11 protein-coding genes and 1 pseudogene are annotated in these 18,292 nt (G+C 57.7%); 2 read left to right on the top strand and 10 right to left on the bottom strand.

Annotation, left to right across the window (positions count from 1 at the left end; all coding sequences use genetic code 11):
- Positions 1-150 precede the first annotated feature (150 nt).
- From HS101_03330 to HS101_03345, 4 genes are all read right to left on the bottom strand, one after another.
- Complete coding sequence (locus HS101_03330) at positions 151-3,273, bottom strand: efflux RND transporter permease subunit (protein MBE7505298.1); 3,123 nt, start codon at positions 3,271-3,273, stop codon at positions 151-153.
- Positions 3,274-3,344: 71 nt separating this feature from the next.
- Entirely contained in the window at positions 3,345-4,613 is a 1,269-nt protein-coding gene (locus HS101_03335) for an HlyD family efflux transporter periplasmic adaptor subunit (protein ID MBE7505299.1), read from the bottom strand.
- Between the two features lie 157 nt (positions 4,614-4,770).
- On the bottom strand, positions 4,771-6,294 hold the full coding sequence (locus tag HS101_03340; protein ID MBE7505300.1) for a TolC family protein: 1,524 nt from the start codon (positions 6,292-6,294) through the stop codon (positions 4,771-4,773).
- A gap of 54 nt (positions 6,295-6,348) precedes the next feature.
- The gene (locus HS101_03345) at positions 6,349-7,293 is read right to left on the bottom strand and encodes a hypothetical protein (GenBank protein ID MBE7505301.1); all 945 of its coding nucleotides are present in this window, start codon (positions 7,291-7,293) and stop codon (positions 6,349-6,351) included.
- A gap of 715 nt (positions 7,294-8,008) precedes the next feature.
- Here HS101_03345 and HS101_03350 point away from each other — a divergent pair.
- Together HS101_03350 and HS101_03355 are read left to right on the top strand one after the other, a co-directional pair.
- Complete coding sequence (locus HS101_03350; GenBank protein ID MBE7505302.1) at positions 8,009-8,680, top strand: response regulator transcription factor; 672 nt, start codon at positions 8,009-8,011, stop codon at positions 8,678-8,680.
- Between the two features lie 28 nt (positions 8,681-8,708).
- Entirely contained in the window at positions 8,709-10,151 is a 1,443-nt protein-coding gene (locus HS101_03355) for a heavy metal sensor histidine kinase (GenBank protein ID MBE7505303.1), read from the top strand.
- A gap of 28 nt (positions 10,152-10,179) precedes the next feature.
- Here HS101_03355 and HS101_03360 read toward each other — a convergent pair.
- The 6 genes and pseudogenes from HS101_03360 to HS101_03385 form a co-directional block, all read right to left on the bottom strand.
- Positions 10,180-11,261: pseudogene (locus HS101_03360) on the bottom strand (IS630 family transposase).
- A 140-nt stretch (positions 11,262-11,401) separates the two neighbouring features.
- On the bottom strand, positions 11,402-11,764 hold the full coding sequence (locus HS101_03365) for a four helix bundle protein (protein ID MBE7505304.1): 363 nt from the start codon (positions 11,762-11,764) through the stop codon (positions 11,402-11,404).
- Positions 11,765-12,289: 525 nt separating this feature from the next.
- The gene (locus HS101_03370; GenBank protein MBE7505305.1) at positions 12,290-13,348 is read right to left on the bottom strand and encodes an IS110 family transposase; all 1,059 of its coding nucleotides are present in this window, start codon (positions 13,346-13,348) and stop codon (positions 12,290-12,292) included.
- A 189-nt stretch (positions 13,349-13,537) separates the two neighbouring features.
- Positions 13,538-14,239, bottom strand: a complete 702-nt coding sequence (locus HS101_03375; protein MBE7505306.1) for a hypothetical protein — start codon at positions 14,237-14,239, stop codon at positions 13,538-13,540.
- A 133-nt stretch (positions 14,240-14,372) separates the two neighbouring features.
- Complete coding sequence (locus tag HS101_03380) at positions 14,373-15,836, bottom strand: hypothetical protein (GenBank protein ID MBE7505307.1); 1,464 nt, start codon at positions 15,834-15,836, stop codon at positions 14,373-14,375.
- Positions 15,837-16,974: 1,138 nt separating this feature from the next.
- Positions 16,975-18,261 carry an IS256 family transposase gene (locus HS101_03385; protein MBE7505308.1) on the bottom strand — a complete coding sequence of 429 codons (1,287 nt, stop codon included), beginning with the start codon at positions 18,259-18,261 and terminating at the stop codon, positions 16,975-16,977.
- Between the last annotated feature and the right edge of the window lie 31 nt (positions 18,262-18,292).

Below are 18,292 nucleotides of genomic sequence, written 5' to 3' on the forward strand. Positions count from 1 at the left end.
CGTCGCTCCATGAGAAACGGCCGTATTTCGAAATTTGCCACCCATGTTCCGCCATATACCGTCTCAGTTACACTTTGCCCGCAATGTTTATTTTCTTAGCGAAAACTGATCCGGATCCTGAGTGAGGATTGGAGCGTTTCAAGCGAGGATTCAATTCATCGCCTGCCGTTGATCCGGCGCCCAGAAGCGTGCGAATCTCAGGGCCAGGACCGGCAGGACGAGGAGGTTCAGGATTGTTGAGGAGATCAGGCCGCCGAGGATGACCAGGGCCATCGGCCCTTCGATTTCGCGACCGACTTCGCCCGACCCCAGGGCAATGGGGAGTAGGCCCAGACCTGTCACGAGAGCCGTCATGAGGACGGGGATGAGCCTTTCGGAAGCACCGCGAAGCGCGGTGTGGGTGTCCCATGTCTCACCTTCCTGTGTCACCAGATGCTCGAAGTGAGAGATCATCATGACGGAGTTACGCATGGTAATGCCGAAGAGCGTGACGAATCCCACGATGGATCCGATCGACAGGGTCCCGCCGGTCAGAAAGACCGCGAGCACACCACCGACGAACGCGAACGGGAGATTGGCGAGCACGAGTATGGTGTTGCGGGCATTTCGGAAAACCGCGCCGAGCAGCAACAAAATGCCCATCCCCACGATGCCGCCGTGCAGAAGGAGTTCGCCGCGCGCTTCAACGCCGGCTTCGGCGGTTCCTCCAAAGGCGAGGTAGGTTCCCGACGGAAGCACGACTTTGGCCGCTCGCTCTCTGAGTTCGCCGACAAACCCGCCGACATCACGGCCCGCGACGTTACACGCCACGGCTTGCTTGCGCCGACCGCCGTCGTGAAGGATCATGTAGCGACCGGTTCGGCGGTCGACGTCGGCGAGTTGGCCAAGTGGAAAGTACTGACCGGCCTTGTTGGAGATCAAGAGCGAGCCGATGGTGTCGGGATCCTGTCTGAGAGCAGGCTCCAGCAGCACCACCACGTCAAAGACGCGATTGCCTTCATAGGTCTGCGCGACGGCCGCTCCCTGGAAGGCGGTCTGAATGGCCGACAAGACTTCGACGGGCTGAAAACCACAGGCTTGAAGTCGATCTGGCCTCAGCGAGATCAGTGTCTCCGGCGAGCCGGGAGGTGAGGCAACGCGAACATCCTCAGCCCCGTCGATGCCACCGACGATGCGGGCGAGTTCCTGCGCCTTGTCGTCCAGCGCATCGAGGTCATCGCCGAAGAGATTGACCACAACCGCGGCGGTTTCACCGGTCAGCGTTTCGCCGATGCGATCCCCGAGAAACGTCAACACTTCGTAGGTATTTCCGGGATATTGGCTGAGCAGATCGCGAATCTGTTGCTGCACGTCTGCCTGATCGGCGCCGGGCACGTCGGGTTTCAATTCGACGTGCAGTTCGCTGCGATGCGGCCCCCATGGGTCCTCGCCAAGCTCGGCTCGACCCGCCTGTAGTGAGATAGTATCGATCACCGGCTGGCCTGCCACCTTGATCGAGTCGAGCATATCGCGGGAGATGAGGCCGCCGATACGCATCATCTCGCGGAGGCTCGTCCCGGGAGCGGCATTGACTTGGACGACAAAGTGACCCTCGCGGAATTCAGGAAGAAACTCCTCGCCAAAGCCGCGAAGCAGGCCGAATGCGGCGAGACCCAGGCCGACGCAGGTGGCAATAATGAGATTGCGCCGGCGGACAAATCTCACGAGAAGGCTCTTGTACCCATCGCGAAATCGTTGCAGAAAAAACGGTTCGGCGGCGGTCAGGCTTTGAGGCGTCAAGAGCATGCACGACAAGGCGGGGGTTACAGTCAGGGCGACGAACAGGGACGCCAGGATCGCGAGGATGTAAGCGACGCCAAGCGGGGCGAACATGCGCCCCTGAAGACCGGACATGGTGAGCACGGGAACGAAAACGAGAACGACCACGAAAGTGGCGTAGACGACCGCGCTGCGGACCTCAATGGATGCGTCGCGAATGACCTGCGCGAACGGCTTGGGGGCCGCCAGATGCCGGTTTTCCCGCAGGCGGCGGAGGATGTTCTCGACGTCGATGATCGCATCGTCGACGACTTCGCCGATGGCGATGGCGAGTCCGCCAAGCGTGATGGTGTTCATGGTGAAACCGAGCCATTCCATGATGATGACGGCGGAGAGCAGCGACAACGGAATGGCGAGAATCGAAATCATCGCGGTGCGGAGATTGAACAGGAACAGCAGAAGGACAACCGTGACCAGCAGGCCACCGATGTAGAGGGCGAATCGAACGTGATGAAGCGCGGTCTCAATGAAAGTCGCGGGCCGATGGAGACGGGGGAATACCTTGATTTGCTCCGCCTCGAGGGCAGGAGTCATTTCTTCGAGGGCTGCTTCCACGCCTTCCGTGACGTCCATCGTGTTGGAGCCGAACTGACTGAGTACTTTCACGAGCACGCCCGGTCCGCCCTGAATGAGCACGTCGCCGAATTGGAAGGCAGCGGCCTCACGCACGTCGGCGACATCCTTAAGGCGGACGATGCCCGATGCGGAACTGGCAACGATGACTTCGCCAAGTTGGTCGGCATTGAGCGATTGGCCTTCGCTCTGTAACACGATGCGCTGGCTGTCGGTCTCGATAAACCCGGCGCCAACCGCGCCAGTGGACTGGCGTGCGGTATCGATCAATTCATTGAGAGAGACCTGATGGGCGAGGAGTCGTGCGGGATCAATCTGGATTTGAAGCTGGCGCGTCTCGCCGCCCATGACCCCGACCTGTGCGACACCCGGCACGGCTTGAAGCCTCGGCTTAAGGGTCCATTCGGCGAAGGCCCGAAGTTCCATCGGTGATTGGTGATCGGAAACGAGCCCGATCTTCAGGAGATCCATCGTCGATGACGTCAGCGGCGCGAGTCGCGGCGGCTTGACGCCCGCCGGAAGCTCCACGGAAACCGAATTGAGTTGCTCACTGAGCATTTGCCTTGCGATGAAGATGTCGGCCTTTTCTTCGAAGACGACAGTGACGATGGACAGTCCCTGGATCGACTGGGAGCGGAGAGACTCCAGATTCGTGATTCCGCTGACGGCCCCTTCGACCTGTCGCGTGACGAGCGATTCGACTTGCTCCGGCGACATGCCCGGCGCCTCGGTCTGAATGACGGCCTGGGGCTGCACAAAGTCGGGAAACACGTCGAGCTTGGCGTGCATGGCCGTTCTCACGCCGAGGAATAGCAGCGCGCCGGCCAGACAAAGCACGACGCCGCGCCGACGGATCGAGGATTCGACGACGGCATTCAGCACGGGCTTTGCTCGCTCTCGGAGTGAATCGCGATCGCTGATAGCCGGAATGGTCGGGAGCCGCGATACATGGGCTACTCTTCTCCCTCGGCTTCTGCTTCGATCTGGGCGCGGAGTTCTTCGGAAAGGAGAATTCCGGCGCCAACGACGACAACGCGATCGTCGGCGGTCAGGCCCCTTCGAACGAAACTCCCGGCCTCGTCGGGCGCCTCCGCTTCAAATTGTTTCCTCGTGAACTGCTCTTCGTCGGACTGGACGTAGACATAGGTAGAGCCGCCGAAGCGGATGATGGCGCTGCGAGGAACGATGACGCCCTCAATAGGCGTGCCGGCGGACTCCAACGTGGCTGCGACCGCCATGCCCGGACGGAGCAGCTTGTCTCCGACGTCGATCGAAGCAAGAAACGTCTGACCTCGCCCGGCGCTCGCGTCAGCGGGCACGCAGGAAATAACCTTTGCCTGAAAGACGTCTGTCTCTTCACCCAGGACCTGAATTTGCGCTGATATCGGAGTCTGGCTGAGAATGGTGCCGGGCGAGACGGTCACTCGCGCGATCAAATGAGCAAAGTCGTCCGTCTTGAGAAGTAGTTGGCCCGATTCAACGGCCTCGCCGGGCTGTGCCAGCATCTCCACGATCTCTCCCGCCCTCTGGGCAACGAGCGGTAGCGCGGACTGCTGATTACGCCCCTGAACCATCGCGTCTTCTAGAAGCCTGACGGTCTCTACCGAAGCCTGGAGCCGAGCCTCACCGCTCTTGACCTTGGCCTGGGCCTCCTCGAGGGCGCGATCGCTTACGACCTTGCCGTTTTCGTTCAGACGCTTCTTGTTTTCGTAGGATGATTTCGCCGCCACAAGATCAGCATTGATCTCCTCGACATCGGCGTGGGCCTGCATCAGGCGGGTGCTCAAATCGTATCGCTCGACTGGACTGAGACGGGGCCGAACGGACCCGATCGTTGCGCCTGCGGAAATTCGTTCGCCCAGTCGCGGCCATGTCGTGCCGTCGGGAATCGCGAGAAAGCCCGCCACCGGCGATCGAAGCATGAAAGATTGCGACGGATCCGCTTCAATTTGGCCGATCGCCCGAACGTGGGGCTGCATTTGACTGGGCGTCAGCTTCTGCACTGTCAGGCCGACCCGCTCCTGAACCTCTTTGCTGACCGTGAAAATGCGCCGGCCTTCGGCGTCTCGCGCCAGCGTGACGGGCGGCGTGGCCTTCTTGTCGCCTTGCGTTGCATTGTCACCTTCGTGCTTAAGCGCGGTGGAACATGCCCGGGGAATAAGCCAGGCGCTCAGGCCCACGACGGCGACGACTGCCAACCATTTCAACGGTGAATTCTGCATGAATCGTCTCAGTCCGAACGACAGACGCCGTGCCTAGAACAGGAACGCGGCGAGCAGTTGTCGCAAGAAATCTCCAATAAATGTCACCAGCGTCGACAAGGCGCCGAAGATGGACTGGAACGCAAGACTTAACGGGTCCATAAGTAATTCGCCGGAATTAATCGGCGCCTCCGATGTCGGTGGGTTGAGTTGTGGCCGAAGAGGTTGCGGTCGCCGGCGGCGTTCGACCGCCAAGTGCTCGCCTCAATTCCACTTCTGCCACGAAATAGTCACGCCGGATATTCACCCCTGCGAGTCGTTGAGCGATCAGGAATTTCTGAGCCTCGATGACCGCCACGATGTTCTGTTCGCCGACCTCATATGCCTTTCTCGCCAGCTCAAGATTCTGCTTGGCGGTTGGAAGGCCTCGATCGTCGTAGAAGCGCATGAGACCGACCGAGGTGGTGAGTACGGCCGTGGCGCTTTGGACCTCGGCGGAAACGACATCGAGCAGGTCTTCATATTCCTTGCGAGTCTGCTGAGCCCGGTACCGCGCCTTTGCGATCTGTGCCTGATTCTGGTCCCACACAGGCAAAGTGACTTGTAGGCTGGGACCGAGCAACAGATCGATGATTTGTCTCCGGGCCGCATTCCGTTCCCCGCGCGTTTCGATGTCAGGGGCGGTCAGTTTGCCTGAACGGAGCGAGGACTTCCCGGTATCCGCGGGTATCTTGCGGCCCGGCAGTGCGCGCCGCTCCGAGCGCTCGCCCTCAAAGCCCATAGATACGCTTGGAAACATATTGAGGTATTGGCGCTCAAGCTCTGCTTCTGCGGCGCGTACTTTCTCTGCGGACATTCGCGCTTCCAATCGTTCGCACATGGCGAACACGATCAGCGTCGGATCATCGGGAAGCTCCATCACGGAAGGTTCGAAAGCCGTAGTTAGCTTCCACGGCTGCTTCCAACGGGCCAGGCCCAGCACCCTGCCGAGGTCGGCCTTGGCAACGGCGCGATCACGGGAAAGACTCAGCAGTGATGTCTGCACGTCGATTTCATTGGCCATAAGGAGATTCACATCGATCTGTCCGGTCTCTCCGGCCTTTAGCCGGGCCTGGGCGATCTCGATGGATTGCTTGACGAGATCAAGATTCTCGCGGGCGATCTGCTCGGTGCGCTCAAGCGTCGCCAATTGAAGGAACTTCTTCTTCACGTCCGCGGCAAGATCGATACCGCTGCGGGCGACGTCGAGAATTGTCTGTTCGAGCTGGGCCTCGGCGATTCGGCGCTTGACCGGAATCTGCCAGAGATCGACCAGTTCCTGCGCAAAGGTCAGCGTCAGGTTGGATCGACCACCGCCCTCCGGGAATCGCGCCATGAATCCGATTGATGGGTTGGTCAGCAGGCCGGACTGTACCACGTCGGCTCGGGAGGCTCCGATGCTCGAGAACAAGGCCTGAAAGCCGCGATTCGTCAGCAGGGCGACCTGCACCGCCTCGTCAATCGTCAGGCCGTCCTGAAGAATCTCCGCGACACGCGCATCAACAACGGCGTCGGTATCGGGATCATACGCCTCGGGTGCTTCGGTCCGCTCCGCCAGCATGTCGCCGGTTCGTTGGAAGTCGTGCTTGGGATCGACGCGCGCGCACGCTGTCCAGAGTGACAGAAGGATGACGATGACGGTTCTTTTTGCGAGTCCGTTCACGCTGCTTTGGCCTGTTGGAATGTCGAAAAGATGTTCGCCTGAAGGCGGCGGGCGTCAGAAGGCAATCTGGAGCCTCAGTCCGGCGCCGAGATTGGGAGTCTCTTCGTTGTCATCGAGCCCGACCAGAATTCCCGGACCGATTGTCACGTGTTCGTTGAACCGATATTCGGCGGAGAATTCGAGCGCGTTGACGTTTGAGTGCCCCTCTTCCTCGCTCGATTCAATAAAATAATCGCCGATCAATGCGAGCGTGTCGCTCACTCGATACTTATAACCGGCGCGGGCGCCCCATTGAAAGTGCCGCAGGTCCTCGACATTGTCTCCGTTGGCGGTCTTGACCCATCCGTTCAAAAATGCGGTTCCGCTGCCCATTTCCTTGGCGAGGATGCCGGTGAGGGTGCCATCGACACCGGAGGAGTGATATCCCGTGGGCAGGCGAATCTCGGCCAGCGTGGAGATCGTGGGCATCATCCCATCTTCCTTGACCCATCGCTGCTGCCATCCGAGATCGATATCGGCGTTGCCTTCGACACCGCCAAGACCCATCTCGACGGGAACGCCGAGGATCAGTTGCATGTTTCGAAGGAACTCGTTGCCATCGGGCGTATACTGCAATTCAGTTGAGAGTTCGAATGGATCGTGCTCACCGGATGTTGTTTTCCAGCCGAATTCCAATTGAAGCTCCAGCTCCCCCGCCGGGCCCGGTTGACCGTCCTCAAGAGAGTTAAAGGCGTCAACGGATTGATGTTCAGTGACTAAGTCCTCTCTTGAAGCGAGAGATTGCTCGCTTCTTGTGGTTCCGCTTTCTTCGTAGCTAGTCGCCTCTTGATCCTGCATCTCTGCGAGACTCATGGGTTGATAGCGATAGGGATCGCCTTGAGACGAATCACGGCGTGCCGAACTCCTCGCCGGATCCTGGGCCGTTGACTGCCTGGTGGCGATCAAGCTGATCATCGATGCGAGAAACAGCCGCACATACAACTTTCTTGAAAAGCTCACAGGAGGTTCTCCATGTGGTTTGGGCACCGATGTGGGCAGCTAGTCGTTTGAGTCGTCCACTTCGTCGCCGAATTCTTCATGTTCGTGTCGTCGTCCATCGGGCGCAAGCCCCTGTTCATGGTGATGGTCACCCTGCTTGATACTCCGAGATGCGGGTGCTGTCCGCGTGCTTACTCTGGGCGCTGAGGGCCGCCGCAAAGACGATGAATCCGGCAGCAACAAATCCATACGAGCCAACGATACCAGACTTGCTCCTTCGCATCGCTGAACTTCCTGCGCAGCATACCGTCGCCGATCTTTGGTGCAAATCTGATTGAATCGGCTGTCGCATCTGCCAAGGACGATAGCAGGCACATTTAAACTGCTGATGACGGATAGATGACAAACCTGTCATCTCGATCGGCCCCCGAATAAGCCCTAACCACGAGTGCACCTCTGTACTAACCTTATGGAATACCTAAGGTGCTGCCGTGTGCTTGAGGCAACAACCCTTGAGTTCGTGACTTTGCCGTGGTTTCGGTGGGTAATTTGCCCCTACCCAAAACCGAGTAAAGCGATGCGCGCCGAAAAAGGGAGGTGCAACCCAGCGCAAGCTGACAACGAATGACACTTAGATTACAAAACTGTCATCTTTTCCCCACATGGCTGACATGTTTTCGACTGGCCTTAGGATACCAATTCGCAATAGCGAGTTGAGAGGGAGTCTAAGTAAGCCATGCGTGCCCTGGTCATTGAGGACGACGTCGGAATTCGGACATTTGTCTGCCGCGGCCTGCGGGAATCAGGGTTTGTCGTTGAAGAGGCGATGGAGGGGTTTGAAGGCCATCGAATGGCCACGACGGAAGCATACGACGTGTTGATTCTCGATCTCATGTTGCCGGGTCGCGATGGCTTCAGCATTCTCCGCGATCTGCGGGGCATGGGCGTAAAGACGCCCGTCATCTGCCTGACCGCGCGCGACGCGGTAGATGATCGCGTCAGGGGACTTAATCTCGGCGCTGACGATTACCTCGTCAAACCCTTCAGCTTCGCGGAGCTACTCGCGAGAATTCACGCTACGCTGCGCCGCGGCGCATCGCTCGCGATGAACCCGATTGTGATTGGGGATCTGCGTTTGGATGTCATGGCCCGACAGGTGCACCGCGGCGACGAGAAGATCGAACTTTCAAGCCGCGAGTTTTCCCTGTTGGAATATCTCGCGAAAAACGCCGGACACGTCCTGTCGCGCACCATGATCCTCGAAAAAGTCTGGGATATGAATCAAGACCCGATGACCAACGTCGTCGACGTGCACATCAATCGACTGCGCAAAAAAGTCGATCACGGCTTCTCCAAGCCTTTGATCCATACCATTCGGGGCGTGGGCTATGTCCTTCGGGAGGAATAATAGAGGCCGTCCCGCGTTCACCGTCGGCATGCGGCTCACGCTTTGGGGGACTGCGGTCACATGCAGTGTGTGTCTCATTCTCTGCGTAGGGCTTTACATTGGGCTCCGCCTGTCACTCATGGGCGAAGTCGATCGGTTTCTGGAAGGCGAGGTACTCGAGTTCAGGTCGATTCTCTCCGAGGCCAATGATAATCTGCTGGAGATCGAGCAGGATATCCGTCGCGAGCTGGGCAGTCGGCTGAGAAACGACCTGACATTCCGCCTGCTTGATAGTCACGGCCGCCTGTTGGTGACGAGTGATCCAGACGATCGACTTCCACCTCAGTGGATTCCGCCGGCCCGGGACGCCGAAGACGAAAGCCGCGTCGTCTTAGAGACGGTTCCACTTGCCGGCCTCGATTATCCGGCACGGGTTTGCAGTCGATGGGTGACATTGCCGGACGGCTCGTCATGTCTTGCTCAGGCGACCTATCTTCTAGATCGTGTCAACAACTCACTGTCGATCTTTCGTCGTGCCTGTGCACTTGCCCTGTTGCTCGCGGCACTGCTCGCATTCGTGGGAGGCCGCTGGCTTGCGAACCGCAGTCTCGTGCCCGTTGGAAGGATGGCCAATGCCGCGAGACGCATCGGTGCGGCAGGTACCCTTTCAGAGCGAATCGACCGCACCGGCACGGCAGATGAACTCGACCGGCTGGCCGAGACGCTTAATGAAATGTTGGAGCGAATCGAGCGGCAGGTTCGTCAGATTCAGCAGTTCACCGCCGACGCGGCCCACGAACTTCGAACGCCGCTTGCCGCCTTAAGGGGGGGCGCCGAAGTGGCGCTTTCTCGAGCTCGAACATCTGAAGAACTCAGAAAGGTGATGGAAGAGTCGATCGAGCACTATGTGCGCCTGTCGCGCCTCACCGACGACCTTCTTCTGCTCGCGCGGGCAGATGCGGGCCACCTCGCGCTCCACGTTGAAAAGTTCCGGCTTGATCGGGCTGTGGCCGATGTGGTCGATCTCTATGCGCCGGCGGCGGGCGAGCACGGACTCGATCTGCGCCTTGGTGAGTCACGCGAGGTCTGGATCGAAGGCGACAGCTCGCGAATCCGGCAGCTCGTCGGCAACATCCTCGACAATTCAATCAAGTACATTGGGAATGGAAAGCGAATTGACGTGAGCGTCGCCGTGGAGAATGGCAGGGCTGCCCTCCGCGTCAAGGACGACGGCGTGGGGATCTCGCCGGACGAAGTCGACCACGTCTTCGATCGCTTCTTTCGCGCCGACAAGGCGCGCGTTCATGAGAGCAGCAACGGCGCGGGACTGGGACTTGCGATCTGTCAGTCCATCGTCAAGCTGCACCAGGGCACGATCGACTTGCAGAGCACGCCGAACATCGGCACACAAGTCGTCGTCTCAATGCCGAGTATCGCCCCTCCGACTGCCCAATTCAGGACCGAACAAGTTCGCCATGCACCTCGTTCCTGAAACGCGGCCACTCCTTGCTTACCAAATCGGTGGTGAACTGCCAGTTGATTCGTTTGGATCGATGGTTCCGATTTGATTCCCATGCCTTCACTTGCTTTGTTAGGGCCTTTTCATCGGGGACGCGGCCGTTGAGAGCCTGCTTTTCCATCACGCTGAACTCGATCTCCGCCATATTCAACCACGATCCATGCTTGGGCGTATGCACCACGTCCAGCTTGTCCATCAGCCGTCTTGCCTCGGCTGGAGGGAAGGCGGCATAAAGGCTCGACACGGTGTGGGTGTTGAGATTGTCCATCACCACGGTGATCTTCTCCGCACGGCGGTAGTGGAGGTCCACCAGCGCCCGCATCTGGCCGGCAAAGTCGGTTTTGCAACGCCGCGACGTCACCGTCACCTGCCGCCAACCTTTGAGCGGCTCCACGAAGACAAACAAATTCGCCGTCCCATTGCGCTCGTATTCATAGTCATACCGCGCCGCCTGACCCCGCTTCGCCGCCATCGGCCGACGTACCTCCGAGACCAGTTGCTTGGACTTCTCATCGAAACAGACCACCGGGCGTTTCGGATCATAGGGCCGGTGATAAACCTCCAGAACATTTTCCATCGCACAGACGAACGCCGCATCCTGGTCCGGCGGAATGCACCACATCTTCTTCTGCCACGGTTTCAACTCGTTTTTGAAGAACACGCCGGATCGTCTCATGGGACACCGCGTCCACGATCTTCAATTCCACCACCCGGTCGGCCAGCAGCCGGAGCGACCAACGTTCGTATCCCTTCGGCGGCTGCGAGCAGGCCACGCCACAAGTTTGGCCTCCTTGCGGCCGTCGAACTTTGGCGCCACCGGCGGAAGGGCCGTTTCTTCGGTGCCAAACAGGCCTCCAATCCTTCCTCTACAAACCGCTTCCGCAGGTACTCGATGCTCCGAACCGACACCGCCAGGCCTTCTGCGATCCGCGTATCGGGCCAGCCCGGTCGTGACTTCGATTCATCCGCCTGAAGCAGAATGTTCGCGTGCCGAATTTTGTAGGCCGCCGCCCTGCCCGTCGAAACCAACTCCTTTAATCGCCGCCGCTCCACCGCCTCCAGCCGAACCACATACCGTTTCATCGCCGATCCTCCATGATCAACAGGCCATCCACGGCCATCCAATCATGAACATCGACCCTTTCCAAAAATAACCCGCAAAGCTAACGATGACGGAGCACTAGGGCGCGAGGAGGAGCGTTTTTCGGGGCGATGGATGCTTGTTAGGCCGTGCGCTTGTCCAGGCCGTTGATCAGGCCGGAGAGCATTTTGGCGACTTCCTCGAGTTCATTCTTCATATTCGTATGTCGTTCAGGCGTGATAAGCGAGCGCCTTCGTGCAAGTTCCAGCAGGGGTACGCATTCCTGCACTGACCCTCGGGCAATGGTGAAGAAGTTGCGACGGTCTGGTTTCGTGAAGCGACCATTGCCTTCGGCAATGTTGGCGGCGATTGACAGCGACGCCCGGTTGAGCTGGTCGGCGAGAAAACCGTAGCCGCGTGGGAAGGCCTCAGTGGCAGCGGAGACTTGATCGGCGAAGTCGACCGATCTCTGGTAGACGATGAGTTTCTCGAATGCGAAGGCCATGAGAGGAGAGAGTAGAGGGGAGACCGCAGGAGTCGGCAACGCCTGGGCGGCGGTCACTCCAATCGCGACCGCTACTTGCCTGCTCTACTTTCTCCTTTCTCCCTTCTCCTGCTCTATTGCCGCTGCGCGGCGATTGAGCAGGAGAGCAGGTGAACAGGAGACCGCAGGTGACGAGTCGACTTGGCCCGGACGCCCTTATTAGGGTTGGGGAGATTTTTCCCCTCTCCTGTTCTACTGCTCCACTTCTCACCTGCTCTATTGCCGCTACGCGGCAATCGGGGCGACAAGACACCAGTTGAACTCCTATGTAGCCGGTTTTGGCAAGGGTGCATGTTGGATGACGATGTGTCCAGGCTCCTATCCGGGATCACGTATTGACGTACGGTCCCATTCAACCAGTTACGAAAGACGACTCCCATTCTTTTTCACCAGGCTTGAAGCCCATGTTCAACTTCGGGTTGTCGTCAGTCCATCGGCATCCATCAATTCTTGATCGTCACCGCCCCAACGAGCATCGGAACCCTCTTAACTCGTGGAGAGCGCGCCGAGCGGATTGCCGGGTTCGCGCCATGTCGTGCCGTCGCGGAGCATGGCCCAACAAATCACCAAAAGTCTCCTGGCCGTGGCGATCACAGCGATCTTTCTTCGCGTCTTATTTCCACGGCATACGTCTTCAAAAATCTTGCTGATCCTCCCGTTGCAGCGGCGGCCCAGCCACGACACTTGGACCAGCAGCGCCCGAAGCAGCTTGTTGCCACGACCGCTGATACCACCCTGCCGATTCATTGTGCCCGACTCAAATTGCATGGGCGTCAAACCTGCATAAGCTCCGACCTGCTTGGCATTCTTGAATCGCTTGGCGTCATCAATGACGGCAACGACTACCTCGGCCAATCGTGGACCGACGCCGGGAATCGTCCGCAACTGATGGACGCGGGAATCTTCTTTGGCCAACGCGTCAAGCATGACCTCCACTCGGTTGATCAGCATCTGAGCCTGAAGCATGGCCTCCAGTTCCATACGAAGCTCAAATCGCCACAAGCCGTCCGGGTTCGCGTTTTCGATGAACCCGGCGATGCGTTTAAGAGATACGATTGCCTTGTCGGTCCATCCCGATGGGCCGACAGGCCAGCCTATCCCCTGACGATCGAGGATTGAGCGGATATGGTTTTTGATCGCAGTTCGTCGAGCCACGAGAGTGTTGCGATAGCAAATTAGGGATCGCCATTGGCGGACTTTCTTCGACGGAAGCTGGACCATCGGCAGTTGATTCATCGCCGACAACTGGGCGAGTTTGAGGGCATCGTCCTTGTCAGTCTTGCGCTTGACATTCTTCCACCGCCACGCCTCGTGGTTGGGGTTGGCGACCTGTACCTCCACATTCATCGTCAGCCCCATATCGTAGACCCATCCCGCCGCCGAACCGATCTCGATCACCACGCGATGCGGCTGGTGCGTCGCCAGAAGGTCGTGAATTTCAGCCGGCTTTGTGCGGACGATGGTGAACGCGTGTTCCCCGGTTGCACTCTCGTAGACGCACGCGGCGCTCTTGAACTTACCCAGGTCGATAGCCAGAATCTTCATGGTCGAGTCTCCTTACTTCAGGGGTGCTGGGCCGGGCACACGCCACAGCCAATCGATGCAACAACAGATCGCATCGATCCAATCTAGTGCACCCCTGAATGGGAGCCCCGGCTACATAGTTTCTTTTTGTGGCCGGAATCCGCGTTTTTGACCCCGTCAGTGCCGTTAGAAACCTCTAGGGGAACAGAATCAATGGCCGGGTTTGAGGGCGCTCACGCCTGGCGGGTTTTGAGGTGCCTCATGACACGGCAACAACCATTTCGTGCGTGACGGCCGATTCAAGTCTAGTCCGCGAACAATTGATTGATCAGCAATTGGAAATGCAACATCTTGCCAATTGAGCGTATCCGTAAACTCAATTACTAACTGACGGGCACTAAGCCACATATCATCAAATTGTAACTTTTGAACAGAGTCAATTTCATTGTCCCGAATATTTCGCGGAGCCAAAGCACGCGACTGGCTCGCTGATTGTTCCCGGAAGCTTGCAAAGATCGTGATATAGTGGGAATCTGGAACGATGTAACTATCGGCTAGGTATCTGAAGAACCCAATCTGCTCAAAGCTGCGTAGCAAGTTATCTATCGCTTTCTTATCGCAAATACCAGCAAGGAGAGAATCAAACCGGCCGCTCGAGTACCGCCATTTCAGGCAGTGACCATCGTCCCAAACAGCGATGTTAAACTCCTTATCATTAAGGCCTTTTCCACGGCTTGGGTAATGCACGAAGTAAAGAACAGGCGTGTCTCGCGACCGACGATCGTCTTTCGATATCCCACTGTTTGATTCCACACTCCCGCCACATCCGGTACTAATGGGTAAGAAGAAAAAGCAGAACATTGAAAGGTAAGCAACACGGCGCGCCATGGTCTTTCCAAAAGTACGATTCATGTTACCTCCATAGGACTGGTGAATGGCACTTCACAATATCGGCAGCAATCCTTGGGCGAAAACACATGTCAGTTTACACTACTCGGTCTAAACCGCCCTGCCGTGGTCACAAAGCTGGGCCTTCTGGTCAGCATTAGCATCCCCCTGGGGGTACGAATTCACCGCAGTGATTTGCAGCCTGTTCCCTTTCCCAATCAAGATTTTGTTGAATTGCGTCACGACAACTCTGATTGGAACCACATCTGTCGATTGAATTCTCCAGACATTGGGCACCCGCACAGGAGCCAACACATTCCTGATAATGAATATTCTCGTCACTAGGATTTGAGAATGGTGGCCTGCTCAAGTCAACATCTGAAGGACAATCCACATCATCTAAGTGTGTTTGCTCATGAGCTAGCGTACAGTATCTGATTATTCCCTCGGCCCCTGGTCCCCCAGGTCCCCATGTCGGGTTGTTCTTCCAGTCCCACGAACATGTTACTTTTCGACCGCAACAACAGAGAACGCCTCCAGAATCTCCTGCATCTAGGCCCGTCTGTGCAGCTTCATCACAGCAGTTCCTGTCTGTCAAACAGCATGCTAGGCCACTAGGGTCGGCATAGAGTCCGTGAGTGTTTGAGAGGTAAGCAAAGAGTTGCACTCGTTGCTGAAAATACATTCTTGAACTCTCTGTTATTCGGGAACCGATCCGTAGGAAGGGGGTGCTACCTGCATCGCCATTTGGCCTCGTCGCATTGCCAGGCAAGTCCACTCGCATTGGACCGACAATTAGTTCGCGGGTATTGACTTCTTCTGAAGGAATCAAGGGAATCCTGAGTTTCCGGTAATGGTGCAGCGGATCCCTTGTCACCCATCTCCCCGTGACAGGATCTGCGAATCGTGCCCGGTGGTGGTTGAGCATGAGCTTGCCTTCGGTGGCGGAGCTTGAGGTGTCGAGGGCGAAGTGGGGGATGCCCTGGAACATGAACGGGTTGTCCACGTCGCTGAAGGCCTGACGCGGGTCGACCGGCGGGCCTGCTCCGCTCCAGTCGGAGTACTTGAGGTCGTAGGCGGTCTCATCGTTGGCATCCACATCGCCGTCGTCATCCATATCGGCGCGCGGGTCCCAGATCGTGTCGTCATTGGCATCATCGAACCGGGTCGTGTCGCCGCTTGACATTTTCGTGTCGTTATTCATGTCGCCACGCCCGCAGGACTCGCGGATTCTGGGCCTGCCATAGGAGTCGTAGGCGTACCGCTCGACGATCGCCCCGGCTCGGTCCAGAAGCAGTCGTACATTATACATCCGATCGAGCACGTAGTAATAGGGCTTCGTGCCGGCCAGCATCAGCAGGTGCTCATCGACGTAGCTGACGCCATGGATGTAGTAACGGTTCGTGTAGGAGGGGATTTCGCCGTCCTGGGTGGTTTTCTCGTCGATTTCCTTGACCCCGTCGTACCAGTATTCAGTGGTTTGGTCGAAGTCGGCGTTGACGAACTCGATCCGCCGGTCACATTCTCGCTCAGAAACTCGGTGTCCTGAGACCGTCTTGAAACACCCTCTTAACACGGGTCTACTTAACATGGGGTAGCGCACGGGGCGGGTCAATTGCATTGTACTCTTTTGTTTACTTTATCAATTGTATGCACTGCGACGTACAGAAAGCAGCTATTTGCACTCCAAATAATCGGCAGCAAGAGAAAAGCAATGGCCATTGACCATTGCGACTGGACATGCGTGAGGACTAGCCATGCCAAAATGAGCAGGGATGCGAGGCGAAGTAATCTGCAGACGCGCGGCGCCGGTATCATTGACATAATATAAGATGCAAACCACAAATAACAAACAAACGGAGTAATAGCCAGGCCGATTACCACTATCGACAGAATTGGTGAGAACTCATGGGGAAACGTAATCGGTATCGTACCCGGGTTGATTAGGCATTGGGTAACGAAGGTGACTTGGACATAAAAATATGGTATCGGAGCAAGTGCCATAGAAAAAGGGACCAAATTGTCAATGGAAATCCACTTGGTGCATCGACAGGACTCAGCGACTGTAAACATCTTGCGTAAACTTGAGGTGATTCGGCGGACTGAAAATAGTCTGCGTGTAGCTAGCCATGAAATAGAGACTGTCAACAGTATTCCTGCGATGCACAATTGAAAAATAATAGCTTGGTACCCAGTACGTACTCGCAATGCGGTAACCAGCCAAACAAGTAGCATCATGTGCGAGACGAACTGACGGTAGAGTGCTCTTTTTAGGATTTGGAGCTGTGGATATCCGGTAACAAAGAGTCGGTAAGAATCAAAGGAAAATACAGTTGAAACGCCACACTCAGGACATATGTCATGCTCTCCTTTTCCATAGAGATCATAACTGCATTGAATACAGCGTATATGGTTGGCAGTGATAGCGCATTGGCGTGAATTTCCTAAGTCAGAATCCACCGAGATGATCCCGTCGGAGTTGAGTCATGAATTCAATAATCCGAAACAGTCTTACGAACGAAGGATTCCAGAAGTATTAATTTGATCATAGATCATTGCAAGAAATAGTAGCGGTAGTTACACATCCTGCGACTCCGGCCGCAACCGTAGTTGTTGCTGGAGGACCTGTGAAATAGCAGGTTTGAACAAAAGGATTGGTCCCGGCACACCATTGCTCGCAGCGTGCCTCCGTGTTGCCTGAACATCCTTGAGTCCAGACGGCACCGAGTAATGGTCAAATTTCGTTGATGACGCGGTAATCAGGCGGCGTTTCTCTCGGCCTTTTCTCCATTGACGAACTTCACACCGGCGATGACATCGGGAAGCAGCGTCGCGCCATTGAGCAGCCGCCAGTGGTTCGCGGCGGACTCGCACAGCTTGAACACCATTGCCAGACACGCGATCCGACTGCCGTTGCCTTTGGTCCGGCGGTGACGCAGCCGCACCGTGGCGAACGTACTTTCGATCGGATTCGTCGTCCGCAGGTGCCGCCAGTGCTCGGCCGGGAAGTCGTAGAACGTCAGCAGCACCTCGCGATCCTTCACCAGGCACTCGGCCGCGCCGGGGTATTTGGCCGCGTAGTGGGCCACGAAGTGATCGAACGCCTGGTTCGCATTCTCCCGCGTCGGCGCCATCCAGATCTCGTGCAGCTTGGCCTTCGCGCCGGTCTGCACCCGCTTGGGCATCTTGTCCAACACGTTGGCCGTCTTGTGCACCCAGCAGCGCTGCGCCCGGGTCGTCGAATAGACCTTCGGCAGCGCCGCCCAGAAGCCCAGCGCTCCGTCCGCCGTGGCCAGCTTCGGGTCGATCGTCATGCCCCGTTGTTGGCAGTCCAGCAGCAGCGAATACCACGACTGCTCGCTCTCGCGATGGCCGTCGACCACCGCGATCAGCTCCTTGCGGCCGTCCGCCCTCGCGCCCATCAGCACCAGAATGCACTGCCGGTCTTCCTCCAGGCGGATGTTGAAGTGAATCCCATCCGCCCAGAGGTACACGTAGTGCTTGCCTTCCAGGGAGCGGCGATTCCATGACTGGTACTCGTCCTGCCAACTCGTCATCAAACGCGTGATCGTCGTGGCGCTGAGCCCCGCCGCCTGGGGACCGACCAGCGCCTGCAGGGCCTCGCTGAAGTCTCCGGTGCTGATGCCCTTGAGGTACAGCCAGGGGATCAACTCCTCGATGGCCTTCGTCTTCCGCAGGTACGGCGGCAAAATCGACGAACAGAACCGCTCCACGGCCTGGCCATTTGCATCCAACGCTTCGCCGGCCTCGCCGCGGCCGACGATCCGACGGTCCCACACCCGCGGCTGCGTCACCTCCACCGGCCCGACGCCGGTGACGAGGGTCCGGGTGGGATGATGGCCGTTCTTGACCACCTGCCGGCGGCCTTGCGGATCGCGCAGATCGGCGTGCCCTTCGATCCAGCCATCGACCTCCGCCTCGATCGCCTGGCCCAGGAGCCGTTGGGCCCCGTCCCGCAGAATCTCCGTCAAAACGTCTCGGCTGGGGACTGGAATCGTCTCGATCGACTCGTTACTCTCCTGCATCGGCGTACTCCTCTGCCCATCGTGGGCGGCT

It is taken from the genome of Planctomycetia bacterium, from assembly GCA_015075745.1.
Taxonomy (GTDB): domain Bacteria; phylum Planctomycetota; class Phycisphaerae; order UBA1845; family UTPLA1; genus UTPLA1.